21 protein-coding genes are annotated in these 25,267 nt (G+C 65.1%); 5 read left to right on the top strand and 16 right to left on the bottom strand.

The features are described 5' to 3' along the window. Positions 1 to 7: 7 nt before the first annotated feature. Genes ACTHJ1_RS18060 through ACTHJ1_RS18050 form a run of 3 tightly spaced genes read right to left on the bottom strand, consistent with a single transcriptional unit; the run spans position 8 to position 3,730 of the window. Complete coding sequence (locus ACTHJ1_RS18060) at positions 8 to 1,669, bottom strand: glycoside hydrolase family 44 protein (RefSeq protein WP_440195421.1); 1,662 nt, start codon at positions 1,667 to 1,669, stop codon at positions 8 to 10. Continuing rightward, positions 1,647 to 2,948 carry a hypothetical protein gene (locus ACTHJ1_RS18055; protein WP_440195418.1) on the bottom strand — a complete coding sequence of 434 codons (1,302 nt, stop codon included), beginning with the start codon at positions 2,946 to 2,948 and terminating at the stop codon, positions 1,647 to 1,649. The genes ACTHJ1_RS18060 and ACTHJ1_RS18055 overlap by 23 nt, the downstream gene beginning before the upstream one ends. Before the next feature lie 11 nt (positions 2,949 to 2,959). Further along, positions 2,960 to 3,730: a polysaccharide biosynthesis/export family protein gene (locus tag ACTHJ1_RS18050; RefSeq protein ID WP_440195415.1), complete on the bottom strand. Its 771-nt coding sequence runs from the start codon at positions 3,728 to 3,730 to the stop codon at positions 2,960 to 2,962. 198 nt (positions 3,731 to 3,928) lie between these two features. Here ACTHJ1_RS18050 and ACTHJ1_RS18045 point away from each other — a divergent pair, with 198 nt between their 5' ends. Together ACTHJ1_RS18045 and ACTHJ1_RS18040 are read left to right on the top strand one after the other, a co-directional pair. Then, the gene (locus ACTHJ1_RS18045) at positions 3,929 to 6,028 is read left to right on the top strand and encodes a GumC family protein (RefSeq protein ID WP_440195413.1); all 2,100 of its coding nucleotides are present in this window, start codon (positions 3,929 to 3,931) and stop codon (positions 6,026 to 6,028) included. 19 nt (positions 6,029 to 6,047) lie between these two features. Beyond that, positions 6,048 to 7,028, top strand: a complete 981-nt coding sequence (locus tag ACTHJ1_RS18040) for a DUF6492 family protein (protein ID WP_440195410.1) — start codon at positions 6,048 to 6,050, stop codon at positions 7,026 to 7,028. Positions 7,029 to 7,049: 21 nt separating this feature from the next. Here ACTHJ1_RS18040 and ACTHJ1_RS18035 read toward each other — a convergent pair whose 3' ends face one another. Next, the gene (locus ACTHJ1_RS18035) at positions 7,050 to 8,351 is read right to left on the bottom strand and encodes an MFS transporter (RefSeq protein ID WP_440195408.1); all 1,302 of its coding nucleotides are present in this window, start codon (positions 8,349 to 8,351) and stop codon (positions 7,050 to 7,052) included. 145 nt (positions 8,352 to 8,496) lie between these two features. Here ACTHJ1_RS18035 and bglX point away from each other — a divergent pair, with 145 nt between their 5' ends. Beyond that, entirely contained in the window at positions 8,497 to 10,806 is a 2,310-nt protein-coding gene (gene bglX, locus ACTHJ1_RS18030) for a beta-glucosidase BglX (protein ID WP_440195405.1), read from the top strand. Positions 10,807 to 11,040: 234 nt separating this feature from the next. On the opposite strand, the gene ACTHJ1_RS18025 is transcribed toward bglX, so the two are convergent. Together ACTHJ1_RS18025 and ACTHJ1_RS18020 are read right to left on the bottom strand one after the other, a co-directional pair. Then, the gene (locus ACTHJ1_RS18025; protein WP_440195402.1) at positions 11,041 to 11,958 is read right to left on the bottom strand and encodes an NAD-dependent epimerase/dehydratase family protein; all 918 of its coding nucleotides are present in this window, start codon (positions 11,956 to 11,958) and stop codon (positions 11,041 to 11,043) included. Further along, complete coding sequence (locus ACTHJ1_RS18020; protein ID WP_440195399.1) at positions 11,955 to 13,676, bottom strand: FAD-dependent oxidoreductase; 1,722 nt, start codon at positions 13,674 to 13,676, stop codon at positions 11,955 to 11,957. Before ACTHJ1_RS18020 ends, ACTHJ1_RS18025 begins: the two co-directional genes overlap by 4 nt. Before the next feature lie 90 nt (positions 13,677 to 13,766). Between ACTHJ1_RS18020 and ACTHJ1_RS18015 the strand changes: the two genes are divergently transcribed. Then, positions 13,767 to 14,519 carry a WecB/TagA/CpsF family glycosyltransferase gene (locus ACTHJ1_RS18015; protein WP_440195396.1) on the top strand — a complete coding sequence of 251 codons (753 nt, stop codon included), beginning with the start codon at positions 13,767 to 13,769 and terminating at the stop codon, positions 14,517 to 14,519. 61 nt (positions 14,520 to 14,580) lie between these two features. On the opposite strand, the gene ACTHJ1_RS18010 is transcribed toward ACTHJ1_RS18015, so the two are convergent. Continuing rightward, positions 14,581 to 15,981 (bottom strand): undecaprenyl-phosphate glucose phosphotransferase, encoded by a 1,401-nt coding sequence (locus tag ACTHJ1_RS18010; protein ID WP_440195393.1) that lies wholly within the window; start codon positions 15,979 to 15,981, stop codon positions 14,581 to 14,583. Positions 15,982 to 16,245: 264 nt separating this feature from the next. On the opposite strand from ACTHJ1_RS18010, the gene ACTHJ1_RS18005 reads away from it, so the two are divergent. Continuing rightward, positions 16,246 to 17,979 carry a ClcB-like voltage-gated chloride channel protein gene (locus ACTHJ1_RS18005; RefSeq protein ID WP_440195541.1) on the top strand — a complete coding sequence of 578 codons (1,734 nt, stop codon included), beginning with the start codon at positions 16,246 to 16,248 and terminating at the stop codon, positions 17,977 to 17,979. A 30-nt stretch (positions 17,980 to 18,009) separates the two neighbouring features. Here ACTHJ1_RS18005 and ACTHJ1_RS18000 read toward each other — a convergent pair whose 3' ends face one another. The 9 genes from ACTHJ1_RS18000 to ACTHJ1_RS17960 all read right to left on the bottom strand — a co-directional run. Beyond that, positions 18,010 to 18,738 carry an amino acid ABC transporter ATP-binding protein gene (locus ACTHJ1_RS18000; RefSeq protein WP_440195538.1) on the bottom strand — a complete coding sequence of 243 codons (729 nt, stop codon included), beginning with the start codon at positions 18,736 to 18,738 and terminating at the stop codon, positions 18,010 to 18,012. A 44-nt stretch (positions 18,739 to 18,782) separates the two neighbouring features. Continuing rightward, positions 18,783 to 19,430, bottom strand: coding sequence for an amino acid ABC transporter permease (locus ACTHJ1_RS17995; RefSeq protein ID WP_440195390.1), 648 nt, complete (start codon positions 19,428 to 19,430; stop codon positions 18,783 to 18,785). A gap of 26 nt (positions 19,431 to 19,456) precedes the next feature. Then, complete coding sequence (locus tag ACTHJ1_RS17990; protein ID WP_440195387.1) at positions 19,457 to 20,173, bottom strand: amino acid ABC transporter permease; 717 nt, start codon at positions 20,171 to 20,173, stop codon at positions 19,457 to 19,459. Between the two features lie 9 nt (positions 20,174 to 20,182). Continuing rightward, the gene (locus ACTHJ1_RS17985; protein WP_440195384.1) at positions 20,183 to 21,067 is read right to left on the bottom strand and encodes an amino acid ABC transporter substrate-binding protein; all 885 of its coding nucleotides are present in this window, start codon (positions 21,065 to 21,067) and stop codon (positions 20,183 to 20,185) included. A 72-nt stretch (positions 21,068 to 21,139) separates the two neighbouring features. Beyond that, complete coding sequence (locus ACTHJ1_RS17980) at positions 21,140 to 22,225, bottom strand: NAD/NADP octopine/nopaline dehydrogenase family protein (protein WP_440195381.1); 1,086 nt, start codon at positions 22,223 to 22,225, stop codon at positions 21,140 to 21,142. Next, positions 22,226 to 22,810, bottom strand: a complete 585-nt coding sequence (locus ACTHJ1_RS17975; RefSeq protein WP_440195378.1) for a peroxidase-related enzyme — start codon at positions 22,808 to 22,810, stop codon at positions 22,226 to 22,228. Further along, positions 22,807 to 23,304, bottom strand: coding sequence for a CMD domain-containing protein (locus tag ACTHJ1_RS17970; protein WP_440195375.1), 498 nt, complete (start codon positions 23,302 to 23,304; stop codon positions 22,807 to 22,809). The genes ACTHJ1_RS17975 and ACTHJ1_RS17970 overlap by 4 nt, the downstream gene beginning before the upstream one ends. A gap of 8 nt (positions 23,305 to 23,312) precedes the next feature. Beyond that, the gene (locus tag ACTHJ1_RS17965; protein ID WP_440195374.1) at positions 23,313 to 24,767 is read right to left on the bottom strand and encodes an NAD(P)-binding domain-containing protein; all 1,455 of its coding nucleotides are present in this window, start codon (positions 24,765 to 24,767) and stop codon (positions 23,313 to 23,315) included. Between the two features lie 31 nt (positions 24,768 to 24,798). Further along, positions 24,799 to 25,267 (bottom strand): LysR substrate-binding domain-containing protein (locus ACTHJ1_RS17960; RefSeq protein WP_440195371.1); only part of this gene is annotated, 469 nt, incomplete at its 5' end.

Raw genomic sequence — 25,267 nt, 5'->3', positions numbered from 1 at the left:
ACGGGCCCTAGCCGTTCAGGGCCGCGCCGCGCAGGACGAAAAGCGTCACGCTCTGCGGCGGCAGGGTAACGTGCAACCGGCTTGCGGAGTAGGTGCCGTCGGGCAGGCGTGAGATGTCGTTGTGCGCCAGCTGCCAGGTTTCGATCCGGCCGCGGTCCGCGAAATGATCCAGCGCAAGCGTGACGTCGGCTGTGCGGTCGAGCTGCTTGTTGATGACCGTGACCGTCAGGGCGCCGTCGTGATCGCGCAGGGCTGCGAACGAGGCGACCCGGTCCGGATCGGGGACGGCGTCGGCGATGCTGGTCGATCCGAACGCAGAGCCCTTGCCGTCGTAGTTGCGGTAGAGCTTGAACGCCTTGTAGACCGGCGTGGAGGGCGCAGGAGTGCCCCAGCGCGTAGCGATGTCCAGCCCCTCGCGGCCGAAGATGCCCAGCAGGTCCGCCTGCGCAGTGGCGCCGTTCATGGTGGCGTCCGCGCCCCAGTTGTATTCGGTGAGCGCGATCGGCGTGCCGGGGTAGTAATAGGTGTCTACCCATCGGCGCATGCGTGGGATCAGCGCCACTACGCTGTTGATCCAGGTCGGGTCTCTGTAGTTCGGGTCCCACAGATCGCGTGTGGACCGGTTGCGGGAAAGCTCGATTGCCTGCGTTTCGGCCGCACCCTTCTCGCTGTATTCGCCGCCCTGAGGGTAAAAGTGCAGGCTGAAGACGTCGATGGGATGGCCGGCCCGTTTCCATTGCGCGAGCAGCCAGGGCACGTAGTCCATGCCTTGGGTTTCGTGCTCGCGATCGGGCGTGTGATCCAGGCCGTGGACAATCGCGTATTGCTGATCGAAGCCGCTGTAGCGGTAGCCCTGCCAACCCCATTCTTCCGGCGCCACGATTTGCGCCTTGGGGTCGGCCGCCTTGACGGCGCGCGAATAGGCGACGACCTTGTCGGCGACCTCGCTCGCATGGGCGCCGATCGGGTGAAGGTCGCGATGGATGAGCTGCCAGAGGCTGGGCTCGTTGTCCATCAGGTAGTAGCGCGCGTTGCTCGCGTCGGCATAGCCGAACCGGCGCACCAGTTCGTTGATCCGTTCCGTTTCGCTTTGCGGATCGTGCGGCATCGAGGCGTCGTCCGGATCGTTGCGAGTAATGGGTTCGCCGTTTTGCGCGATGCCGTTGCCGGCGTCGGCCAGGCCGTGCACGTCGCGGTCTTGCTGGGGCCCATATTTGGCGATCGAAAAACTGGCGAGCGGCTTGCGATCCGGTCCGAGCCTGGCGACCCTGCCCAGCATGGGGATGGTGAGCATGGGCACGGCGCCCGCCGCCTGGGTGAGCGCGACGAAGCGCTCGCCGAATTGATCGTTGATGTCGCTCGGATTGACCGGCAGGCTCTCGAAATACCAATCTTTGCCTGCGTTGCGCGCGTCTAACCGCCAGTTGTAGGCCGAGGCGCTGTTGCCGCCCGAGCGATTGATCGGCACATGTAGATCGCGCAGAGTCTGGGTGGTGGCGAAGCTCAGGCCGTAGATCAGCGGGCTGATCGGGTGGCGGTGGGCGGCGGCGTCGATGGCGACGCGCACGGCCAGCGGCGAGTGCTGGGCGCCCGCGCATAATGCGATGCCGCCCGAACAGACCAGCGCCGCGATCAGGATTCGGGCGCTAAGGCGTCTGCGGTTGAGCATGCTGCGTGTTCCGTGTGTCGTGGATCTTGCCGTCGAACCCGCCCACGCGCCACACGTAGACGAAGATTGCGAGAATGACCGCGCTTTCACCCGGCGTCAGCGTGGGCGGATAGAAGAACGAGATCACCAGCACGTAGATGAGATAGTCGGCGAGCGCGCCGAGAAAGTCGTCTTCCACTTCGGCATGCAGGCGGCGATAGAAAGTCAGGCCGCGCACTTCGATCAATAGAAACATCAAAGCGCCGATCAGGCCGTATTCGAAAACGACGCCCAGCCAGGTGATGTCGGCCAGAAAGAAGAAATGATGGAAGTAGGCGATCAGGCTGTCACGGCTGGTGGGGCTGATCGTGCCTACCCCGAATATCCAGCGCAGCGGATTGCTGCCCAGGAATTGCAGCGCCGTCTTCAGTGTGACCAGGCGCACGTCGAAACCGCTGGAGGCGCTGGTGCTGAAGGTGGTGGCCAGATAGCCGAACGAGAAGATGCCGATGATCACGACAGGCGCGAGCACCAGCAGTCCGACCTTGACGGCAGGCCGCGACCAGCGCACGGCGTTGATGGCCATGACTCCGACGATGCCGATGATCATGGCACGCGTCTTGACGATCAGGAGCGTGACGGCAAAAACGACGAGAACATATGCCAGGTAGCGCAGGCTGCGCTCGAAGTAGGCCCTGCGATAGCAGAAGAACAGCGCGATGAGCGGAAAGTACATCGACATGCGGATGCGATGGCCGCGATTGTCGGCGGTAAAGAGCGGCGAGTTGCCGACGACGTAGGAGGTCTGGTACCAGCTCGTCGGGATCACGGCCCAGAGCACGATAAGCGTGACGACGATGAAGACGGCCAGGTAGACGAAGCCGCGCTCGAGTTCATGCAGGGTGGGCCGCAATTGCAGCAGCAGCGCCAGAAAGGAGAAGAAGTACAGCAAGGGCAGCAGCTTGACCTGCGCGGTGATGCTGGTGAAAAAGCCTTCGTGAAAATAAAACACCGCGGAAAAGCTGGGCAGCAGCAGCAGCCAGACGAAGCTGATCAGGACCTGCCGGGTCATGGGAAAGCGCGCCTGGTTCATCAAATACAGAGCCAGCGGCAGCGACAGCACCGGAAACGCCTTGGACAGGGCCCAGAGCGGCAACAGACCATTCATGTAGGAGAAGGTCTGGCCGAACAGGGGCAGGGCGATGAACAGCCAGCCCAGGATGCGCCTGCGGGCCGGATCGGCCGAGAAGACAGGGGCGATCTCGACCGGGGCGCAGGTCTTTTCCATCTCTTCGGCCATGAGACGAGGTCTTACGGGACCGTCGAGGTCGAGTTGGTGTAGGTGTAGTTCAGACCCTTGTTGAACGGCAAGGCCTGATTGATGTGCTGGTCGACCCATTGGTCGACTTCGGCGATCGAGGATTTGGGCACGAAGATCGTGTCGGAAGCCTGCAGCACCACCGCCTGATTCGGGTCTCCCTTGTGCGTCAAGGCGTCGATGTCGATGGTGCGCAGCATGGGGCGGCCGTCGATGGGGCTGCGGCGGATCAGCACGACCTCGTTGGTGCGTGCCGTGTCGAGCGTGCCGCGCGCATCGGCGATGGCCTGGATGACGGTCATGTCGGTGCGCAGGGGAAACTCGCCCGGCTGGCGAACCTGGCCGTCTACGTAGACCCGGCCGGAGTAGGCGGCCACGGTGACCGTGGCGCGCGCATCGGCGACCACGCGCTGGGCGGCCAGTGCCTTGTCGATGCTGTCGGCGAGCTGGGCGGTGGTATGGCCCGCGGCCAGTATGACGCCGGCCAGCGGCATGGTGAAGGTGCCGTCGGGGGAGACCTGCGCGCGCTGGTTCAGCTCGCCGTTGAAGGGCAGCGTGACCGAGATGTCGTCGCCGGGCCGAATGAGGTAGGCCGAAGCCGGCGCATTGACCCAGGTCGCGAAGCGGTCGGGCTGTTGGTCGGCCTGATGCACCCAGATCGGGCTGCAGGCGGTCAGGCCTGTCAATGCGAGCGTCAGCGTCAATCTAAGGGCCAACCCCAGGGACGGCAGGCGAAGGATCATCGGGGCGCGTGGCAGGGACATGCACTGCCAACCTCTCAAAAAGCCGTTGTAGGCGGCGGATGAAAGAAACATTAAAATACATTCTCATTATAGTCGGGCAACGCATCCATTCGTATGGTTATTTCGACACGAGCACGGCCAAATCGCGCGGAAGTTGCCGCAAGCCTGACTATTCGGGATCATCTCAACACATTTTTTTATTACCGCAAGATCGCCGCCATGGTGTTCCTGGCCATTGCGGCGCTGGGCATTGTCATTTCGCTGATCCTGCCCATGCCCTATCGGGCGCAGTCGACGCTGCTGGTCCTGTTCGCCGGATATTACGACCAGTCCAACGACGTGCGCGCTCCCCCCATCGTGCCCGCCGTCGGGCAGTTGGTCAGCGTCGAGGCGCAGATCCTGGGCAGCCCCGAACTGCACCGCCAAGTGGTGCAGGCGGAGCTGGGGCCCAATGCCGACAAACAGAAGTTCGACAAGGCCCTGCTGAATTTTCAGAGCCATTTCCACATCGAGCAGAACGACCTCGCCAACACCATCAACCTGTCGTACTACGACGGCGACCCCAAGCGGGCGGCTCACGTGCTGTCCATCTTGCTGAGCAAATATTTCCAGCAGCGCGCGAACATCTTCACCCTGGGTCGGGCTGCCATGCTGGCAGGGCAGCGCGACGAGGTCCGGGTCCTGTTGGACAAGGCCAATGCCGACCTGCTGGCCTTCCAGAAGGCGCACGGCATCGTCAACATCAACGAGCAGATATCGCGCACAGTGGCGCTCGAGAGCTTGCTGGTGCAGCGCCAGATGGAGAACGATGCCGCGCTGGCGCAGGATCGCGGCGGACTCGCGGCCTTGCGCGCCGCCACGCACGACGTGCGGCCGGAAATCCTGCTCTTTTCCGACAATTCCGAGATCGCGCGCGCGCTGGCCGCCATGCATACGACGCTGGTGCAGCTCGAATCGCGCCGCTCGGATCTCGCGTCGCGCTATATGGCGAGCTCGCCGTTCGTGCAGCAGCTCGACAAGCAGATAGCCGATCTGCGCGCGAACATCGCGCAGGAAAAGCGGCAGTTGTCGCAGGTCACGCGCTACGGCCACAACAGCTATTACGACACGGTGCAGGACCGGCTGGCTGGCCTGTTGACCAATATCTCCGGAGAAGTCGCGCGCCAGAAGGAACTGGCCGAGCAGGTCCGCGAGGCGCACAAGCGGTCGCAGAACCTGATCGCCGTGTCCGATAAGCTGCGCCAGATGCAGGCCGATCGGGATCTTCTGGCCGACAGCTTCCGCGAGAGGGCTCGGCAAGTGGAACAGGCCGACATCCAGCAGGAACAGGCCAGCCAGGTCAACAGCACCAATGTGCGCGTCATCCAGACGCCGCTGGCGCCGACGCGCCGCAGCGTGTCGACTAGTCTCATGATTGCGGCGAGCCTGGTGATCGCGCTGCTGGTTTCCACCATGACCGTGCTGCTGCTCGCCAGCCTGCGCGAGACCTTCCTCAGCCCCGAACAGGTCGAACGCTCGCTGCTCCTGCCTGTGCTGAGCGCGCCGATCATGATGCTGCGCCGTACTGCGGCCCGCTTGCGCGGCCCGGCGCAGTCCGACAAGCCGCAGGAGGAGAGCTGCGAGCAGGTTTCCGGAAAGCTGAACGCGCGGGTCGCGCACAAAGCCTATGGCAGGCTGGCGTCGGTCATACATGGCAGCGCAGACGCGGCATCCAAGGTGGTCATGGTGCTTGCCCCCAGCAAGGAAGAAGGCGCGCACCGGGTCATCAAGGGTGTGGCCGTCGAACTGGAACGTCGCGCAACCCGCCCGGTGCTGATCCTCGACATGAGCGGACTGCCGGGGGCCGCCACCTATGGGCAGGCCGCCGAAGGGCAAGCGCTGATCGACTGGCAGGATGTCGAGTCGGGCGTCGGCGTGCCGCGTGTGGCGGCGCGGGCCGAGGCGGCACTGGCCGAGGCGGTGCAGGATCTCGATTTCCACCAGATTGCGCAGCACAGCATCGCGATCGCGCGGCCTCGCGAGGGCGCGGTGATGTTTTCATGGGACCATGCGGCCGCGCTTTTCGATGCCTTGCGCAAAGATTACGAGTACGTCCTGGTTCACGCGCCCGCGACGACCCAATCGTTCTATGGCATCGAGAACGCCGCGCTGGTCGATGCAGTGGTGCTGGTATTGCGTGCCGAAGTCACTCGCAAGCCCCTGTTGCAGGGCCTCAAGCAGCAGGTGCTGGACGATGGCGGCAAGATCGTGGGCATTGCCATGACCTATCGACGGGCCTATATTCCGGCGTTCTTCTACCGCTTCTTCCTGAATTCCTAGGTCGTAGCGGGAGGCGGCAATGACCCAGATCAGCGCGATTCTGCCCATCAAGACCCGCGGCCGGCATTACGCCGACAATATCGGCCGCTGCGATATTCTGTTCGCTTCGTTGCGTCATTTCGCCGCGCCGGATCTATTCGCCCGTTTTGTCCTGGTCGTGCCGCACGACGAGGTCGAGGAGATCAAGGGCTATGCCAAGGCGTGGTCCGATTTTCCCATCGAGGTGGTCGACGAATCGCTGCACATGGGCGTCTTTGCCGAGTTTTCGCAGCGTCACCAGATCCGCAACTGGCATCGCCAGCAGATCATCAAGCTCTATGCGCCGGCGCTCATCGACACCGAATATTTCCTGGTGTTCGATCCCGATTGCTTTGCCACGCATCCGTTTTCTGCCGACACCCTGATCGTCGACGGCAAGGCGCTGACGCATTACATGCCGCGCACGGCCGATGTGCCTGGCTACTGGGAGGCATCGGCCAGGCTGCTCGGCATCGACGATCCGCACCTGGAGCGCGACGGCATCTGGATGACGCCGGCTATTTTGTCGCGCACCTTGTGCCTGAACCTGCAGCGCCGCCCGGAAGCCGTAAACGGCCAGGAGTGGCGGCGCGTGCTGCTCAGCCACTACATGATCGACTGGACCGAGTACACGCTGTATTGGCTCAATGCCGAGCGCGAAGGGCTGCAGGATCAGTATCACACCGGTCCCGCGCATGGGCAGCGCGCGCTGCACGCCGACCAGAGCGTCTGGCTTGCCGAACAGATGCAGGCGTGGGACGCGGCGCGCCATTTCGCGCCGGACAGCGACGGGCTGTTCGCGGTCGTGCAGAGCAATACCCATATTTCGCCGCAGCAGGTGGCGCGCAAACTCGCGCCTTACTTTCCCATCGAGATCCAGCCGTACGAACGCCATATCGACTGGGCCTTGAAGGCGGCCGAACTGTATTCGGCCGTCACGCGCCGCGGACTCAAGCTGCTGCGGCGCCTGCGCGGCCTGTAGCGGCCGCACAGGCGGGTCGCATTACGCCGGCTGATACCTCGGCGGAATCAGCATGACGAACAGTCCCGCGGCCAGGGCCGCCACGGCGAACACCACGAAATTCAGAACCAGCGGCAGGTTCAGGCTGCCGATATAGCCGCCCACGATGGGGCCGCAAATGGCGCCGACGCGGGCAAAGCTCAGTGCCCAGCCTACGGCCGCGCCGCGCGCGTGCGAGGGATAGTAGTTGGCCAGATAGCCGGTGAGGATGAGCGAGGCCGAGATGCTGCCCAGCCCCGCCAGGCCCACCAGCACATAGTTCAGAAGCAGCGCGTTCTTGTTAGTGAGGCAATAGATGCCTATGGCGCCGATCGCGTAGAACAGCGCCACCATGCGGCGCGGGCCCGCCTTGTCGGCGAACTGGCCCAGGATCACCCCGCCGACGGCCGAGGTCAGGCTGAATACCATGAGGAAGGACAGGCTCGAGCCCAGGTCGTAGCCGTTTTTGCGCATGATTTGCGGCAGCCAGGTGCCCAGGCCGTAGACCAGCATGATGCCCAGAAATAAGGCGGCCCAGAAGCAGATCGTGGCGCGCAGGTGGCGCGGCGAGAAGATGGCGGACAGAATGTCGCGCGGGGACGACTGCGCCGCTTGCGTGACGGGCCGGAAGGCGTCCAGCGAGGCAATGCGCAGGCGCTGCGCCAGATGCTCGGCTTGCGCTGTTTTTTGCTTGGCCAGCAGGTATTCGAGGGATTCGGGCAGCAGCAAGGCCATGACCGGAACCAGCACCAGCGGCACGGCGCCCACGCCGACCACGGTGCGCCATCCATGGGTGGCCAGCAGCCACATGGCGACGCCCGCGGCGAACAGGATGCCGAGAGAATAGGCCGAATACATCAGGCCGTAGTTGATGCCGCGGCGCGTCGGCGGAGAGTATTCGACGGTAAGCGCCGCGGCCACGGGAATCACGCCTCCCAGGAACAGTCCGCCCGTAAAGCGGAAGATCCCGAACCAGGCCGGGGTCGGCGCCCACGCAGCGCCGATCATGGTGAGCGAGAACAGGCTTACGCAAAGCAGCAGCATGCGGCGCCGACCCATCAGGTCGCTCATCATGCCCACGGCGAACGAGCCCACGAACATGCCGGCCAGCGCGTAACTGCCCAGCACGCCCAGTTCGAGCGGCGTCAGCGACCAGGCCTTGTAAGTGGCCAGAGCGGGCAGCACGGCGCCCATGACGCCGACGTCGTAGCCTTCGAACAGAATGGCCATCCAGCACACCAGCAGGACGGTGTAGGTAACGCGGCCCGGGGTGGACCAGGAAACGGCGGGCGCCGTGGGATTCATGTTTATCTCCGAGTTCATATTGTTTGAAGCTTCAAGCAATTTAGGGCCGAACGAACGGGCCTGTCAATGAAACCGGGCGGCCGGGCAGCCGCTTCTTCTAAAATACGGGGTTTTTCCGAACAATCCTCCTCTCTCCCCGCATCCCATGAACCGGTTCTTTACTCTGGGCGCTTTGCTGATCGGCCTGGCGGGCGCGCTCGTCGCCGCGCCTGCCGCCCTGGCCCAGCCTTCGCCCGACTTCATCGCCAGGCGCGAAGCCTTCATCGACCAGCTCATGAAACGCATGACGGTTCAGGAGAAAATCGGCCAGCTGCGTCTGCGCAGTGTGGAAGCGGGGCCTCATCCCGACATGGCCGGCTTCGAGAAAGAGATCAGCGACGGCCGCGTGGGCGGCATCTTCAACACGGTGACCCGCCCCGCCATCCGCGTGCTGCAGGACGCAGCCATGCGCAGCCGCCTGAAGATTCCGCTTTTCTTCTCGTTCGACGTCATCCATGGCCAGCGCACCATATTTCCCGTGGACCTGGGCGTGGCGTCGAGCTGGGATCTGGACGCCATCCGCACCATGGGGCGCATTTCGGCCATCGAGGCCAGCGCGGACGGCCTGAACCTGACCTATTCGCCCATGGTCGATATTTCGCGCGATCCGCGCTGGGGGCGCAATTCGGAAGGCTTCGGCGAAGATACTTACCTGACCTCGAAGATGGGCGCGGCGCTGGTCAAGGCTTACCAGGGCGACGATCCGTCCCAGCCGGGCCACATCATGGCCACGGTCAAGCATTTCGCCTTGTACGGCGCTGTCGAAGGCGGGCGCGACTACAACACGGTGGACATGAGCGAGCGGCGCATGTTCGAAGATTATTTCCCGCCCTATAAGGCCGCCGTCGACGCCGGCGCTGCCGCGGTGATGATCGCGCTCAACAGCGTCAACGGCGAGCCCGCCACGTCCGATAAGTGGTTGTTGCAGGACGTGCTGCGCAAACAGTGGGGCTTCAAGGGCATCACCATCAGCGACCACGGCGCGATCCTGGAGCTGATCAAGCACGGCGTGGCCGCCGACGGCCAGGACGCGGCGCGCAAGGCCATTCTGGCCGGCACCGATATGAGCATGAGCGACACGATCTACGACACCAATCTCATGCCTTTGCTCAAGAGCGGCAAGATCCGTATCGCCGACATCGACCGGGCCTGCCGCGACGTGCTGCGCGTGAAATACGACCTGGGCCTGTTCAAGAACCCCTACCGCGACATCGGCGCGGCCGCGGACGATCCGCCCGATATCTACGCAGAGAGCCGCCTGCATCGCCCCGAGGCGCGCAAGGTGGCGGACGAGAGCCTGGTGCTGCTGACGAACCGCGACCATACGCTGCCGCTCAGAAAGTCCGGCACCATCGCCCTGGTCGGCCCGCTCGCCGACGACCAGGTGGACGTGATGGGCAACTGGGCCGGTGCCGGGCGCATCTACCAGACCGTTTCTTTGCGGCAGGGCATCGAGAACGCCGCGGGCGGCAAAGTGCGCGTGCTTTATGCCAAGGGCGCCAATGTCACCGACGACGCCGCCATGGTGCAGTATCTGAACCAGTACAACCCCCATGATGTGCAGATCGACCCGCGCAGCGAGGCGGACATGGTCAAGGAGGCGGTCGACGCCGCCAGGCAGGCCGACGTGATCGTGGCCGCGGTGGGCGAAGCGCAGGGCATGGCCCACGAAGCCTCCAGCCGCAGCGACATCACCATTCCACCCGTGCAGGAGCGTCTGCTCAAGGCCTTGAAAGCCACCGGCAAGCCGCTGGTCATCGTGCTGATGAACGGCCGCCCGCTGGCGCTGACCTGGGAGGCCCGCAACGCGGACGCCATGCTCGAGACCTGGTTCTCCGGCACCGAGGGCGGCAACGCCATCGCCGATGTGCTGTTCGGCGATGTGAATCCGTCGGGCAAACTGCCCATGACCTTTCCGCGCGCGGTAGGGCAGATTCCGCTTTACTACAATCATTTGCCGACCGGCCGCCCTTTCGATCCTGCGCATCCCGACAAGTACACCTCGCGCTATTTCGACATCACCAACGGGCCGCTCTTTCCCTTCGGCTACGGTCTGAGCTACACCACGTTCAGCGTTTCCGACGTGAAGCTGTCCGCGCCGGTCATGAAGGCCGGCGGTACGTTGCACGCCAGCGTCACGGTGACCAACACGGGCGATCGTGACGGTGCGACCGTCGTGCAGCTTTATTTGAATCAACCCATGGCTTCGGTCAGCCGTCCGGTCAAGATGCTGCGCGGCTTCAGCCGTATCGAACTCAAGCCTGGGGAATCGCGCGTGGTGAGCTTTCCCATCACCGATGACGATCTGGCCTTCTACAACCAGCAGGTCAAGCGCGTGGTCGAGCCCGGCAAAATCAACGTCTACATCGGCCTGGATTCCGATTCGGTAAAAGCCACAAGTTTCAATCGGCTTTAAAACGCGGGTTTTCTTACCGGGTGTTGCCGGATGGGCGGTCTGCGTTACGCGCGGACATGCCTGCGGCGGCGTCAGGTCCTAGACTGGCCGCTTCCGAGTTTCCCGATGCGGGTTGATCATGAAGGCTCTTGTGGCGTGCGTCGTTGCGGCAATGCTGTTGTCCGGCTGCATCGTATATGACGATGGCGGCTGGCATCACCATCATGGCTACTACCGGTCATACCCCGGATACGGTCATTGATCCCGGCCCAGGGCGTCGCGCCAGGGCGTCCATTGCAGGCCCAGTTCGCGCCGGGCTTTTTCCGGGATCAGGCGTATGTCCTGCTGCCAGAGCCGCAGCAGCGAAGGCGGCAGAGGCGGCGGCAGATGCCGCGCCAGGCCGATGTTGCGGCCGGCGATTTCGGCGATCTTCAGGGCCGGCGCGAGCACTTTGGCTTCCAGCTTGAGCTGCCGCCCGCCCACGCGCGATACGGGCGTGGCGCCGAGCGCTCTGGCATAGGCGATGAAGTATTCGTTCCAGGTCGGCGCCTGATCCATGGACAGGTTGTAGGCTTGCCCGCGGGCCTGGGGTTGCCGCAACGCGGCCAGCACGGCCCGCGCCACGTCGTCTACGTGCACCAGATTGCTGTAGCCGTCGCCTGCGGCGCCCAGGTCGCCGATGCGGTGCGCGCGCAAGAGGCGCGCGATGCGCGTCGACCACTGCGGGCTGCCTGCGCCGTAGACGCAGCCTGGCCGCAGCATGACGGCGTCGGCGCAGTCCTGCAAGATGTGCTCGCTCTGGGCCTTGGCGGCGGAATAGGGGCCCAGGTCGCCCAGCAGAGGCCGGCTCTCGTCGATCGGCCCTTCGACGTTGCCGTAGGCCGCCATCGAGCTGAAGTGCACCAGGCGCATGGGTTTGCCGGCCAGGGCCGCACGCAGCGCCTGGGCATTGGCGATCATGTCCTGCGGCGATGCCGCCATGGCGTTGACGACGGCGTCCGCCCCCTGCAGGGCCGAGATCAGCGCGGTCGTGTCGGTGGCGTCCAGAGCCACGGCTGCGTGTCGGGACGCGGCGATGGGTTCGGCCCAGTCTGTCGCGGTCAGGGCCTGCACAATGTGCCGGCCCACATAACCGGTGGCGCCCAGCACCAGCACGCGCATCTTGTTCGTCATGGAACGTCGCTCCCGATGGTCGCGCGCGGCGCGGTATAGGTTTTGCGCAGATGGTCGGCCAGGCGCAGGGCCAGGGCTACTAAGGTAAGCGTGGGATTGGCCTGGCTGGACGTCGGAAAGACGGCGGCGCTGGCAATGTAGACGTTGTCGGCCTCGTGCAGACGGCATTGGGCGTCGACCACGCTGTGGGCCGGATCCGTGCCCATGCGGGCCGTGCCGAGATGATGGCCGCCGTAAGCGCCGTAGCGCGTCATTTCGGCCTCGACCTCGCCCGGTGCGTAGTCGAAGCGGCCGACGCCGGTTTGCTCGAAGGCTTGCGCCAGTGCGGCCAGGGCCGATTGCACCGTCCTCACGTCGCGCTCGGTATAGCGCCAGTCGATCTCGATGCGCGGCATGCCCAAAGCGTCTACGGCCTGCCCCAGCTTGACGCGGCTCAATGGGTTGGGCTCCTGCTCGGCATGAAAATCCAGGCTGAAGCGCAGGTTCTTCGGCCGCATGATGATGGAAGGAAACTTGCGCTCGGCCAGCGTGCGCCGGCGCAGCCAGTTCCATAGAAAGGCCGCCGTGCCCGGCGCGTCCAGCACCACGTTGCGCAGGTGCGCCAGCGTGGCGCCGCGTTCCGGCGCGTCGCCGTACAGCCGTTTGGCATATTCGTAGGGCACGATGGGACGCGCCAGGTAAAGCGCCGACAGAATGCCGCTGCCGTGACCCGGATCGGGAATGCGCGGATGATGCAGGCGCGCGATGAAGTTGCCGGCCTGCAGGGCGCGCTGGGCCGGCGCACGCAAGGCCAGCCGGCGCCGGCAGTAGACGCCTTCCTCGGAGATCTCGTAGCCGTGCCAGACCGAGCTGGCGTGCGACAGGTCGGCCGTGCCCAGCGTGCCTGCGATATGGCTCATGTAGTAGCGGCCCACTACGTCGCGCGCGTTGCCCAGGCCGCGTCCGCTCGCGCCCGGGCTGGCCAGCAGCAGGCGCGCGACTTCGAGTCCGCCCGTGGCGAGCACGTAGCCTCGCGCCTGCACGGCGAAATGATTGCCGGCCAAGGTGCGCACCTGCGCCGGACCGGACAGCCGCTGCCCGTTCGGCGCGTTGGCCAGGCAGGTCAGGTTGGCGTTGAGCAGCACACGCGCGGGCCCGCGTTCCAGGCGCCGTCGATAGCGCGCGCCGAAATCGGTCGGGCAGCTGAAGCGCTCCAGCGTGTCGGTGGAGAAGGCCTCGCTCTCGAAGCCGCCGATCATGGCGCGCACAGGCCGTTTGAACGCGGTATCGACGGTGTAGGCGAAGTCGCCGGCCTCGCACAGTTGATTGGCACGTGGGTAATACGGCAGCAGGCCGTCCAGGCCGATGGGCCAGCCGCTATGGGCGATGTAGTCGCGGCGCTCGAAATCGATGGCGTCCATCGGCATGCAGCGTCCGCCCCACAGCGTGGTCGAACCGCCGAAGCGGCGCACGCGATAGTGGTCGGGGGGAGGGTGCAGACGCGCATCCGCGACCGTACCCTCGTAGAGGGCCTGAGCTGCGGCATCGGGTCGTTCGGCGCCGCTTTCCAGCAGGACCACGTCCAGGCCGCAGTCTTGCAAGGCCAGCGCCAGACTGATGCCCGCAGCGCCCGCGCCGACGATGCACAGGTCGGCATGAAGCGTGGAGCCTGCGGGAATCCGATTGGCGTCCTCGATCATGGGATGCGCGGCCGTATGTCGTGGAGATGCCGCGATCATAACTGATGCCTTTTCGCCGCGACGCTCTTGCACACTCAGGGCAGCGCGCGCATAAAATGCGCCACCAGCATATCGAGTGAGCCGGCCACCATGCACCCCAAAGTCGAGCTGTTCGGACTGAACATCGCTGCGCTGACGTTCGACGAAGCCACGCAAGCCTTGGCGCAGGCCGCGGCCGGTCGCGACGGCGCGGCGCAGATCGTTGTGACGCCCAACGTCGATCACGTGGTGCGGCTCGAATCCAATCCCGATTTCAAGGCTCGCTATGCCCAGGCCGATTTCATCTTCGCCGACGGCATGCCGGTGGTCTGGGCCAGCCGGCTGGTGGGCAGGCCCCTGCCCGAGCGGGTAACGGGCGCGGATCTCTTCGTCGCGCTGTGCAAGCGGGCGCAAGCCGAAAACTGGCAGGTGGCGGTGTTGGGTGGGGGCGCGCGCATCGAAGACGAAATTCGTCAGGGCTTCGCGCGCAGCTTTCCGGGCTTGCGCGTCGAGATCCTCAGCCCCTCCATGCAATACGACCCCGAAGGGCAGGAGGCCCAGGAGCACGCCCGCCGCCTGCGTGAACTCGCGCCGCGCATCGTGTTCGTCTGCCTGGGCATGCCCAAGCAGGAAAAATGGGCTTTCCGTTATGCGCCGACGCTGCCCGGCGGCATCATCCTGTGCGCAGGCATGGCAATGATGTTCGCCATCGGCATGCAGAGCCGAGCGCCGCTCTGGATGCAGCGCAACGGCCTGGAATGGCTGTGGCGCATGGGTAGCGAGCCGCGCCGCATGGTGCGCCGCTATCTGGTCGAGGACGTGAAGTTTCTCGGTCTTTTCTGGCGCGAATGGCGCGGGCGCTAGGGGCAGGGAGCCTGGGCCGCTTGCGCGGTCAGCACGCTGGGGTGACCGTGCCGCCGGCCGGCTAGTAGGCGTTGTCGCCGCGCAGCACTGTCCATACCGTGAGGAGCAGAATCCGGATGTCCAGGCCCAGCGACCAGTGCGTGATGTAGTAGCGGTCGTATTCGAGCCGGCGCTCCATCTTGTCCAGCGTATCGGTTTCGCCGCGCAGGCCGTTGACCTGGGCCCAGCCCGTGATGCCCGGCTTGATGCTATGGCGCAGCATGTAGCCGTTGATCTGCTGCCGGTAGAGCTCGTTGTGGGCGACCGCATGCGGGCGCGGGCCGACCATGCTCATCGAGCCTGCCAGCACATTGAGCAACTGCGGCAGTTCGTCCAGCGACGTGCGGCGCAGGAACCTGCCCACGCGCGTCACGCGCGGATCGCTGCGGCTGACCTGGCGCAGCGGCCCGCCGTCGTCGACGTACATGGAACGGAATTTGTAGACGTGAATGGGCTGGCCGTGTTCGCCGTAGCGAACCTGGCGAAAGAGGATGGGGCCGGGCGAGTCGAGCCGCACCGCGATCGCGGTGATCAGCATGACGGGTGATAGCAGCAGGAGCGCCAGGCCGCCCAGCACCAGGTCCATGAGCCGCTTCAAAAACCGCGCGACGCCGATGATGGGCGTGTCGTGGATGGACAGCAGCGGAATGCCGGCGATCTCGGTGCCCGACACGATCGCATCCTCGGCCCAGCGGGTCTCCGGCACCATGTAAATGGTGGCGGTCGAATCGTACAGCTGGCCGAATATCCGGGTGCTCAGTTCCTGGTCGTAGTAGTCGTAGGGCTGGATGAACACGATGTCGAATTCGGACGCCTTGATGCGGGGCCAGGCGTGCTCATGCGTGCCCAGATAGGGCGGCGCCGAGTCCTTGTCGTCGGACACGGGTTTTGCCGCGTAGTAGCCCATCACCTCGATGCCCAGGATGGGCGAGCGCTGCAGCCTCAGATATAGCGTGCGCGCCTGCGGCCCCATGCCGAAGAACACCACCTTGCGCCGGTTCACGGCCGTGTTGTTGACCCGGTATATGACCGCCCGTCCGACGATCAGGCACAGCAGCTGCAAGGGCAGGGCGACGGCTATCCACCCCGTGACCAGGCGGCCGGTATCGGGCGAGACCGCGATATCGTGCACGATATAGATCATGCCCAGCAGCGTGGTCAGCAGCACCCAGATCCAGCGTACGATGCCGCGGCCCAGCAGCCACCAGATATTGCGCGCGGTAATGAGCTGCCGAAAATTGGCGAAGGCCAGGAAGGACGACGCGATAATCAGGTAGCGGACCCAATGGATGTCGGGCAGCGGTTCGAGGCCGAGATGGCTTGCCAGGAAATAGAACGGCAGCGCGTTGCACACCGCGCAGGCTAGTCCTATCAGGACCATCATGACGCTGTAATGCAGGTTCAACTGGCCGGCTCGAAGCATAGTTTCAGGCTGCGTGAGATAGAGGGCGCGCCCCAGATTCTAGTGGCTGCGGGCTATTCCGTGCGCAATGTTGGCCGGCTGCGACATCGAAGGCGCCGACGGCCGCCAGGGCGCAAGCTTAAATTCAGCAATGACGCGACGAGGCGTGCGGACTCGGGCGGCGGGCAGGCAATGCTCGGATGCGCCGAGTCGGCGCCGCGCTCCGATTATGATCGAGGCATGCGATTTCCTCGCCGACGAACCCATTACTTGAACCGACTCGCCGTGCTTTCTTTTTTGCTCAGACTGCGCGCCCGCACGCAGCGCCTGTTCCGGCTTTCCGATGTCCACACGATGCTGATGTGGTCCGTCATCGTGGGAATCGGCGGCGCGTTCGCGACGATTGCCTTCCGCGAGGGAATCACGCTGATGCAGCGCGTGCTCTCCGGCACGAGCGGCAGCTTTGTCGAGATGGCGCGCCACCTGCCGTGGTATGTGCGCATCTGGCTGCCGGCGGCGGGCGGTCTGGTCGCGGGCGGGGCGCTGTTGCTGTCGATGCGCGGTCAGGCACAGGCGCAAAAAAGCGACTACATGGATGCGGTCGCGCTGGGCGCAGGCGTGGTGCCGGTCAGGCAAAGCCTGTGGCGTAGCGTGTCCTCGCTGCTGACGATCGGCACGGGCGGGTCGATCGGCCGGGAAGGCTCGATGGTACAGCTTGCCGCGCTGGCCGCGTCGCTCGTGGGCCGCCTCGCGCATTTCGATCCCGCCAGGCTGCGCCTGCTCGTCGCGTGCGGTGCGGCGGCCGGTATCACGTCTGCGTACAACGCGCCGATCGCGGGAGCGTTTTTCGTTTCCGAGATCGTGCTCGGCGCGATCGTGATGGAGAGCTTCGGGCCGATGGTGGTCTCGTCGGTCGTCGCGAACATCACGATGCGCGAGATCATCGGCTACAAGCCGACGTACGAGATGCCGGTTTTCCCGGCCGTCACGGGCGGCGAGGTGCTGTTGTTCGTCGTGCTCGGGCTGCTGTGCGGCTTGCTCGCACCGCAGTTCCTGCACGGCATCGAGATCGCGAAAACGCGGTTCCGCCGATGGACGGTGCCGCTGCCGGTGAGGCTCGCGGCGGGAGGGCTCGTCGTCGGCGTGATCTCGGTCTGGGCGCCCGACGTATGGGGCAACGGCTACAGCGTCGTCAACCAGATTCTGCATTCTCCCTGGACCTGGCAGGCGCTCGTCGCCGTGCTGGTGTTCAAGATCGTCGCGACCGTCGCGACCGCCGGTTCCGGCGCCATCGGAGGCATCTTTACCCCGACGCTGTTTGTCGGGGCGGTGTTCGGTTCGCTGTTCGGGATCGCGATGCACGCGGTGCTGCCCATGAGCACGTCGGCGCCCTATGCCTATGCAATCGTCGGAATGGGCGCGTTTCTGGCCGGCGCGACGCAGGCGCCGCTGATGGCGATTTTGATGATTTTCGAGATGACGCTGTCGTATCAGGTCGTGCTGCCGCTGATGGCGGCGTGCGTCGTCGCGTATTTCGTCGCGCGAGCGACCGGCACCGTGTCGATGTACGAGATCACGCTGCATCGCCATCGCGACGAACAGGAGCGGCTGCGGCTGCGCGGGCTGCAGATGCAGACGCTGATCCAACCCGCGCAGACCGTCGTGCCGCTCGACGCGAGCGTCGACGACATGACGCGCATCTTCCTCGAATATCCCGTCAAGTACCTTTACGTGGTCGATGGCGCAGGGTGTTTCCGCGGCGCGGTCGCGCTCAAGGACATCACGGCCGACCTGCTGGAAAAACGCGATATGTCGCATAAGACCGCGGCCGATTACGCGAGCGCCCAGTTCCCGCGGCTCACGCCGGACATGACCCTGGGCGCGGCGTTCGAGGTGTTCATGCGATTTCCCGGCGAGCGCTTGCCCGTCGTCGCGAGCGAAGCGCATCCGACGCTTGCCGGCGTCGTGTACAAGACGTCTTTGCTCGATTCATACCAGAAGATGGACACGCGTTCCTAGTTTTTCGGCCCGGTTTTCCCGGGCAGGCGGTCAGTGCGTCAGCACCTTCGACAGAAACAGGCGCGCCCGGTCGGTTGCCGGTTCTTTGAAGAATTGTTCTTTGCGCGTGTCTTCCAGGATCTGGCCGGCATCCATGAAGAGGACGCGGTCGGCGACGCGGCGGGCAAAACCCATTTCATGCGTCACGACCACCATGGTCATGCCTTCCTGGGCCAGCGCCTGCATTACGTCCAGCACTTCGTTGACCATTTCCGGGTCCAGCGCCGAGGTCGGTTCGTCAAAGAGCATGGCCTTGGGGTTCATGGCCAGCGCGCGGGCAATCGAGACGCGCTGCTGCTGGCCGCCGGACAATTGTCCCGGGCGGGAATCCAGCTTGTCGGCCAGGCCTACCCGGGTGAGCAGTCGCGTCGAGATTTCCGAGGCCTGCGCCCGGCTGCGCTTGAGCACGTGGATCTGCGCCAGATTGACGTTATCCAGCGCACTCATGTGCGGATAGAGCTCGAAGTGCTGGAACACCATGCCGATCTGCGCGCGCAGCGCCGGAAGATTGGTGCGCGGGCCGCCCACGGAAACGCCATCGACCCAGATGCTGCCCGAGTCGAACGGAACCAGGCCGTTGATGCATTTGATGAGGGTGCTCTTGCCGGACCCGGAGGGGCCGCAGACCACGACCACTTCGCCGCGCGCGACCGACAGGGAGCAGCGCTTCAGTATCTGCGTATGCCCATAAGACTTCGAGACGTTCTCGGCGACGATCATCGGCGCATCCATGCCGGGTTTGGATTCTTGGGTGGGCATGGAACTCATCGGAGAGCGGCTTTTTTGCTGCGGCCTACCAGCAGGGAAACGCCATAGCAGATCGCCAGATAGACGACGGCGACAAAGGTATAGACCTCGATCGGACGCTCGTTGAGCCCGACCACGACGTTGGCCGCCGTGAGGAAATCGCGCAGCGCGACGACGTAGACCAGGGACGTGTCCTGAAAGAGAATGACGGCCTGATTGAGCAGCAGCGGCACCATGGCCGCCACCGCCTGAGGCAGGACGACCAGACGCAGCGTCTGCCAGCTGCCCAGGCCTGTGGCAGCCGCCGCGAGGCTCTGGCCTTGCGGCACGGCCAGGATGCCGGCGCGGAAGATCTCGCAATAGAAAGCGGCCTCGAACAGCACGAATGTGGTGAGCGCGGACGTCATCGCGCCCATGGGCTGGCCTGTAACCAGCGGCAGCATGAAATAGAACCAGAACAGCACCAGAATCAGCGGCACCGAGCGGATCACCGTCACGTAGCCGCCGGCCGCGAGCGCGAGCGCGCGAAAGCGCGACAGCCGCGCCAGGGCCAGCAGAGCGCCCACGATCATGCCGCCGATCATGCCGGCACCCACGAGCATGGCGCTGACCGCCATGCCGTGGGCCAGCAGTTCGCGGTATTTCCAGATGACGCCCCAATCCACGATCGGCTCCTTTTGTGTTGGCCGGCCTAGCGGTCCATGCCGGCGAGCGAGCCCGTCAGGCGTCGGTTGACGATATGCATGATGCCGGTGGCCATCAGGCCGATGATCAGATAGACCGCCGTGGCGCAGGCATAGGCCTCGAAGCCGTGGAAGGTGTAGTTCTCGACCTGGCGGCTCTGTGCGGTGAGCTCCATGAGCCCGATGGTCAGGCCGATGGAGGACATCTTGATCGTGATCAGCAGTTCCGACGTGAGCGGCGCGACGATTTTGCGCAGCGCGATCGGAAACAGCACCAGGCGATAGGCCTGCAGCGGCGTCAGGCCCGTGGCCAGGGCGGCCGGCAGCAGGCGCACGCGCACGGTGTCCACGCCCGCGCGCACCTGCTCGGCCACCCGTGAGCCCGCGAACAATCCGATCGCCACGATGGTCGTTGTCAGCTCCGGCATGGGCATCTGACCTTTGATCCAGTCACCCAGCGGCGCAGGCACGATTTCCGGAAAGACGAAGAACCAGAGAAAGAGCTGGACCAGCGGCGGGATATTGCGAAACACCTCGACGTAGATGCTCGCCGCCACGCTGGCCGACCGATAGGGCAGGCTGCGCAATGCGCCGACGAGAAAGCCGACCGCCATCGCCAGGATCCAGCTGCCGACGCTGGCGGCGAGCGTCTGTCCCGCGCCCGACAACAGCCACCCCATGTAGGGCGACTGGGTCAGGACGCTCCAGTCCCACGTGTAGTTCATCGAAGGCCGTTATTCGGGGAAGGAATAGGTGTCCCACGCGGCGCGCAGCTTGGGGCTGACGCCGACGCCCAGAGGTCCGAACCACTTGGTCACGAGCTTCTCGGCCTCGCCCGATTTGAACATGTCCGACATGGTGTGGCCGACGATCCAGGCAAAGGTCGGGTTGTTTTTGGCGATGATGAAGGCTTCAGGCTGGTAACTGAGCTCCGGGCCGACGACAGCCAGGTTTTCGGGGTGCTTGGAGGCCTTGATCATGCCGTAGAACGCGCCGTTGTCGCTCAGGTAGGCAGCGCCGCGGTGGCTTTCCAGCGCCAGCAGCGCGGCCGAGTGCGAGTCCACGTGCATGATCTTCACGTTGAGGTGGTCCTGCTGGATCAGGCGGTTCAAGGTCGGCTCGCTGGTGCCGGCCGTCGCGACGATGACGGTCTTGCCGTTCAGATCGTCGATGCCTTTGATGCCCGAGTCTTTCAGGACGAGCAGCTGCTCGGCCGACACCCAGCTCACCGGCGAGAAGGACACCTGCTTTTGCCGCGTCCAGGTGTTGACGGCACCTTCGCAGGAAATGTCGACCGTGCCGTTGGCCACCAGCGCCTGGCGCGTCTGAATGTTGACCGGGACGTATTTGATCGTCAGCTCGGGCAGCTTGAGATAAGCCTTGACCGCGTCGGCGATCTTCCAGCAGAACTCGGTGGAGTAGCCCGTCGGCTTGCCGTCTGGACCGATATAGGACAGCGGGACCGAGGATTCCCGATAGCCGATCGTGAAGGTGTGCGTGGATTTGATCCGGTTGATGGTGGAATCGACCTGCTGGGCGTGACCCGTGGCGGGCAGCAGTCCGATGCCGGCGCAGCTCAGCGCGACGGCCGCGATGCGCTTCACAATCTGTTTGCTCATGCTCATTCCCCTGGTGTGATGGTCGCGGCACATCGGCCTGGACCGTGTCGATAATGGATGCTGCGGCTTTCTTCAGGCGTATCCGTTGCGAGACAAATCGTTCAATTCGGCCAGCGACAAAGCGTCGAGGTCGAGCGCCTGCAGAAGATCGTTTTCGTCGCTAAAGTCGCGCCCGTACATGGCCGAGAAGACGGCCACGCCGGCTTCGTGCAGCGTTGCCGGGCGCTGCGTCAGCGCGCCCAGCTTGGCCGTGGCCGCCAGCCCGTAAGGCACGTCTTCCGTTACGTAGCGGCTGTCGGCGGTGGCCGGCCCCGTGCCGCCGCGGCCCAGCCTGGACATTTCCTGGTTCATGTCCGATACGCTGCCCAGGGGCACGTGGAACGAAAGATGAAAGTGCTCGAAGATGGTGCGCACCTGCAGGCCGAGCGCCTGCGCGATCGCCAGCCGCTCGGCGTCCAGCGCCTCCAGCAGGCGCCCCACATTGGGCGTGACGTGCCGGCCCTGGTCCCAGGCCTCGCCCAGTTCCATGCGCGTCATGTTGCACAGCGCGATTCCCATGTGGTTTTGCGGATTCAGATTGCTCAGCGCGATCGCGAGCAGCCCGTCGCGCTCGACGAAGCGGTCGCCGAACAACCGGCGGCAGACATCCAGGCCGCGTTCTTTATCGCTGGCTGGAATCGTGCATAGATCGATCTTGCTGCGCACGGTGTTGACCTGCACGCTGCAGGGCGCGGCAAGCCGGCCGGATACGGCGGTCGTGCCCCAGGCCACGATGGGCAGGCTCACGCCGCGATCCTTGAGCAGACGTGCGAGATAGAGCGCGCCCAGCGAGGCATGTGAGCTGATGATGACGATCTGTTCGCGCGTGAGGTGCGGGGCGATGGCGTCCATCATCTTGCGATGGGCGTAGGCCGGCAGGGCCAGCACGATGACTTGCGCCCGAGCGGCCAGGTCCGCAGCGGACGAGGCGGCTTGAACGGCGAACTCGCCTTCGACGGCGCCCTGCGCTTTGAGCGGTTGGCCGTTCGCGAGCGCAGCCGTGCCTTTGCCGGACGGCGACCACAGCCGCACGCGATGGCCGGACTGGGACAGCAACGCCGCCGTGCCGCAGGCGATGGCGCCTGCGCCGACGATGCCGACTGCGACGGACGATGACATTTAGGCCCGATCCTTGGGCAGCGGATCGCCCAGTGTATGCATCAGCCGGTTGGCCCAGCCGAACAGCGAAGCGGAGAGAATCAGGTCGAGGATCTCGGCCTGGTCGAGCCCGGCCTCGACCAGCGCGGCCATGTCTTGCGCCGTGGCCTGGCTCGGAGTCTGCGACAGCCGCGTCGCGAAGGCGAGGATGGCCGACAGGCGCGGATCGAGCTGCGCGCCGGCGCCGTCGGCGAAGATCTTCGCCATGACGGTCTCGTCTTTGGTCAGCTGGTTGTAGCGGCTGGAATGGACGGCGGCGCAATAGATGCAGCGATTGACCACCGATGCGGCGGTGGCGCCGACTTCGCGCTCGGCGCGCGACAGCCCGCCGTTGTTGTACATGATGGCGTTAAAGAGCGGCGTGCGCACCCTCACGGTTTCGACGTCGTTGGCGAGCACCAGGACGTACTCGGACACCTTGGTGTTGGACGGCGTGACCTTGAGCGCGTCCAGCTGCTCGGCCGACGCCTGGGCCAGATCGATAGGCTTGACCCGCGGCTGCCAGTGCGGCACGACGGTGGTGAATGCGTGCAGGGCCGCGCTCATAGTGCGAACTCCTTCATCAATCGCAGGCCGGCGATCAGCCGGATCTGATAAGCCAGAAATGCATTCAATTCGGCCAGGCGGACGATGTCGGCATCGCTCACGCCGGCCTGCTGCAATTGCGCGATGTCGTTCGCGCTCGCGTCCTTGGGAGCCTGCGTGGCGATGTCGGTATAGGCGAGCACCGCCGCCAGTCTGGCGTCGCCTTCGCCCTTGAAGGCGGGGTCGGCCAGACGCGCGATCGCGGTCGATGCGCGGGCTTGCCGCATCAGGCCTTCGTAGTGCGCGGCGAGGCTGGCGTCTTTGTGCAGCCTGGCGATGCGCGTGGCCAGCGCCGCACGCACCACGTGCGGTATGCCGCCCGGGTCCCGAGGCTGAAGGGCCGCATCGTGCGTGGCCTGCGTCATGCCCAGCACGTCCGCGCGGGTGTCGAGCACCGCGTTCAGCGGCGATTCGGCGCCTATGCCCGCCTGGGTTCTCACGATATCGTGATTCATCGTTGCGTTCATCCCGTCAGTAATTCGCTCGGCTTCCATTCGTCGCCCAGCAGTTCCGGCTTCTCGTAGTCGATCATTTCCTGATAATGCGCAGCCACGTCCTCGGCATAGAGGCTCGAGGCCAGGCCGCGCGCCAGCCAGGCCGCGCCTTCGCTGATGCCGGGGATGTCGCCGCTGACCTTGCCCAGGCTGACCGCGGCGCCGTAGTTGAAGCAGTAGATGTTCTTGAGCCAGGGCGCTCTGCCCGGCGTACGCTCGAGAAAAGAGAAGTCCTGCGCCAGATAAGGGAAGTTGCCCAGATCGCGGTGCTGCTCTTGCTCGGGTGGCGCGTAGCGGTCCTTCCAGAGCAGGATCTGGTCGGCGTAGCCGGGAAATTCGGCGCGCGCCATCGGATCGACGGTAAAGCCCGTACCCAGAATGAGGAAGTCGCTCTCGAGCCGGCTGCCGTCGGCGGTTTCGACGACAATGCCCGAGCCCGACGCACGCACGCGCTCGACAGCCTTGCCGAAATGGAAGTAGGCATTGGGATGGCGGCTCACGCGCAAGGTGGAGCCGCGCGGCGCGGGCGTCTGCATGACCGTGGCGTAGTGCATGAAGCGCCAGCGCCAGGCGTCCGGCAGATCGGGAAAACCGTTTCTCAAACCGGGCGAACCGATGCCCATCATCTTGTTGACGGTGGGCATTTCCTGGCGGCGGATGAGGTGCCGCACTTCGGCCGCGCCGGCCTCCAAAGCCTCGGCCGAGTTGTCGACGGCGGAAGCGCCCACGCCGACCACCACGACACGCTTGCCGCGCAGACGGGCGAAGTCGATGTCGTCGGAGGAGTGCGCCCAGAGCGAGCGGTCGAGTCCGCGCACGAAGCCGGGAATGCTGGGCTGACCGGTGCCGTCGCGCCCGGTGGCCATGACGACCTTGCGCGCCAGCACCGAAGCCGTCGTCGCGCCGGAACCCGAGAGATGCAGGCGCAGAAAATCGCCTTCGGCCACGATGCCGTCGACATTCACGCCGTTCTCGATGGGCACCGACAAGGCCTTGCGATACCAGCGCAGGTATTCCATCCACATGGGACGGGGAATTTTGTCCAGGCGATCCCAGGCTTCGTCGCCGAACTGCGCGGTGAACCAGGCGCGGAAGGTCAGGTTGCTCATGCCGTACGCCGGGCCGACGAGCTGCTTGGGCGAGCGCAGGGTTTCCATGCGGGCGTAGTTGAGCCACGGCCCTTCGAATCCCGGGGGGTTGCGGTCGAAAATGCGGGTTTCGAGCATGCCTTCGCATTGCAGCGCGAACCACGCCACCATGCCGCACATGCCGCCGCCGATGATGATGATGTCGTGGACTTTTTCGCCGCCCGATTCGCGCGGCGTCACCCAGTTCGCGGCCGGGCGGCAAAGGTATTCGAGGTCGCGGGCCAGATCTCGCTCCAGGCAGGCCAGGGCCGCATTCGAGCCGGACTTCGGCGTCATTGCGGGTTCTCCTGCGGCACGATGGGCAACGTCATGGCAAGGTTTCCGTGGAATGGGAGGCATGGTCGTAGACGGACTGCAGCAGGGCGCCGTGCTCGGAAGCCGCGTGCATCACGAAGCCGGGCAGCAGTGCCGCGGCGGCTTCGGCCAGCGCATCGGCCAGGTCGCCGGCCAAGGTCGTGAGCGGCTTGGCCTGCGGCGAGATGGCGCCGAAGTAGAAGGGAATATCGATATCCAGCGCGCGGATGGCCACGCCCTCCATGGGTGCGCCGTAGGCAGTCACGGGCTCGAGCACTGCGACGCCCAGGCCGGCTCGCACGGCGGCCAGCGCGTAGGACGAGGAGTTGGTTTCGATGAGGTTGGCGCCCGTACTGCCCGCTTGCGTCAGCGCCTGGTCGAGGCGGTGTCGCAGGCGGTAGGGGTTGGCCATGGTGATGAGGCGCCGCTGCGCCAGGTCGCGCAGCGCGACCACGGGCCGCGCCGCGGCGGGGTCGCCGGCC

This window comes from Bordetella sp. (assembly GCF_051960075.1).
Taxonomy (GTDB): domain Bacteria; phylum Pseudomonadota; class Gammaproteobacteria; order Burkholderiales; family Burkholderiaceae_B; genus Bordetella.
Note: the sequence above shows the minus strand (reverse complement) of the source record. Positions and strands in the feature narration are given on the sequence as shown.

Bases quoted from the DNA above. Each gene is read 5' to 3' on its own strand.
- ACTHJ1_RS18060 (WP_440195421.1), bottom strand. From the start codon at position 1,669: ATGCTCAACCGCAGACGCCTTAGCGCCCGAATCCTGATCGCGGCGCTG.
- ACTHJ1_RS18055 (WP_440195418.1), bottom strand. From the start codon at position 2,948: ATGGCCGAAGAGATGGAAAAGACCTGCGCCCCGGTCGAGATCGCCCCT.
- ACTHJ1_RS18050 (WP_440195415.1), bottom strand. From the start codon at position 3,730: ATGTCCCTGCCACGCGCCCCGATGATCCTTCGCCTGCCGTCCCTGGGG.
- ACTHJ1_RS18045 (WP_440195413.1), top strand. From the start codon at position 3,929: ATGGTGTTCCTGGCCATTGCGGCGCTGGGCATTGTCATTTCGCTGATC.
- ACTHJ1_RS18040 (WP_440195410.1), top strand. From the start codon at position 6,048: ATGACCCAGATCAGCGCGATTCTGCCCATCAAGACCCGCGGCCGGCAT.
- ACTHJ1_RS18035 (WP_440195408.1), bottom strand. From the start codon at position 8,351: ATGAATCCCACGGCGCCCGCCGTTTCCTGGTCCACCCCGGGCCGCGTT.
- bglX (WP_440195405.1), top strand. From the start codon at position 8,497: ATGAACCGGTTCTTTACTCTGGGCGCTTTGCTGATCGGCCTGGCGGGC.
- ACTHJ1_RS18025 (WP_440195402.1), bottom strand. From the start codon at position 11,958: ATGACGAACAAGATGCGCGTGCTGGTGCTGGGCGCCACCGGTTATGTG.
- ACTHJ1_RS18020 (WP_440195399.1), bottom strand. From the start codon at position 13,676: ATGATCGCGGCATCTCCACGACATACGGCCGCGCATCCCATGATCGAG.
- ACTHJ1_RS18015 (WP_440195396.1), top strand. From the start codon at position 13,767: ATGCACCCCAAAGTCGAGCTGTTCGGACTGAACATCGCTGCGCTGACG.
- ACTHJ1_RS18010 (WP_440195393.1), bottom strand. From the start codon at position 15,981: ATGCTTCGAGCCGGCCAGTTGAACCTGCATTACAGCGTCATGATGGTC.
- ACTHJ1_RS18000 (WP_440195538.1), bottom strand. From the start codon at position 18,738: ATGATCGTCGCCGAGAACGTCTCGAAGTCTTATGGGCATACGCAGATA.
- ACTHJ1_RS17990 (WP_440195387.1), bottom strand. From the start codon at position 20,173: ATGAACTACACGTGGGACTGGAGCGTCCTGACCCAGTCGCCCTACATG.
- ACTHJ1_RS17985 (WP_440195384.1), bottom strand. From the start codon at position 21,067: ATGAGCAAACAGATTGTGAAGCGCATCGCGGCCGTCGCGCTGAGCTGC.
- ACTHJ1_RS17980 (WP_440195381.1), bottom strand. From the start codon at position 22,225: ATGTCATCGTCCGTCGCAGTCGGCATCGTCGGCGCAGGCGCCATCGCC.
- ACTHJ1_RS17975 (WP_440195378.1), bottom strand. From the start codon at position 22,810: ATGAGCGCGGCCCTGCACGCATTCACCACCGTCGTGCCGCACTGGCAG.
- ACTHJ1_RS17970 (WP_440195375.1), bottom strand. From the start codon at position 23,304: ATGAATCACGATATCGTGAGAACCCAGGCGGGCATAGGCGCCGAATCG.
- ACTHJ1_RS17965 (WP_440195374.1), bottom strand. From the start codon at position 24,767: ATGACGCCGAAGTCCGGCTCGAATGCGGCCCTGGCCTGCCTGGAGCGA.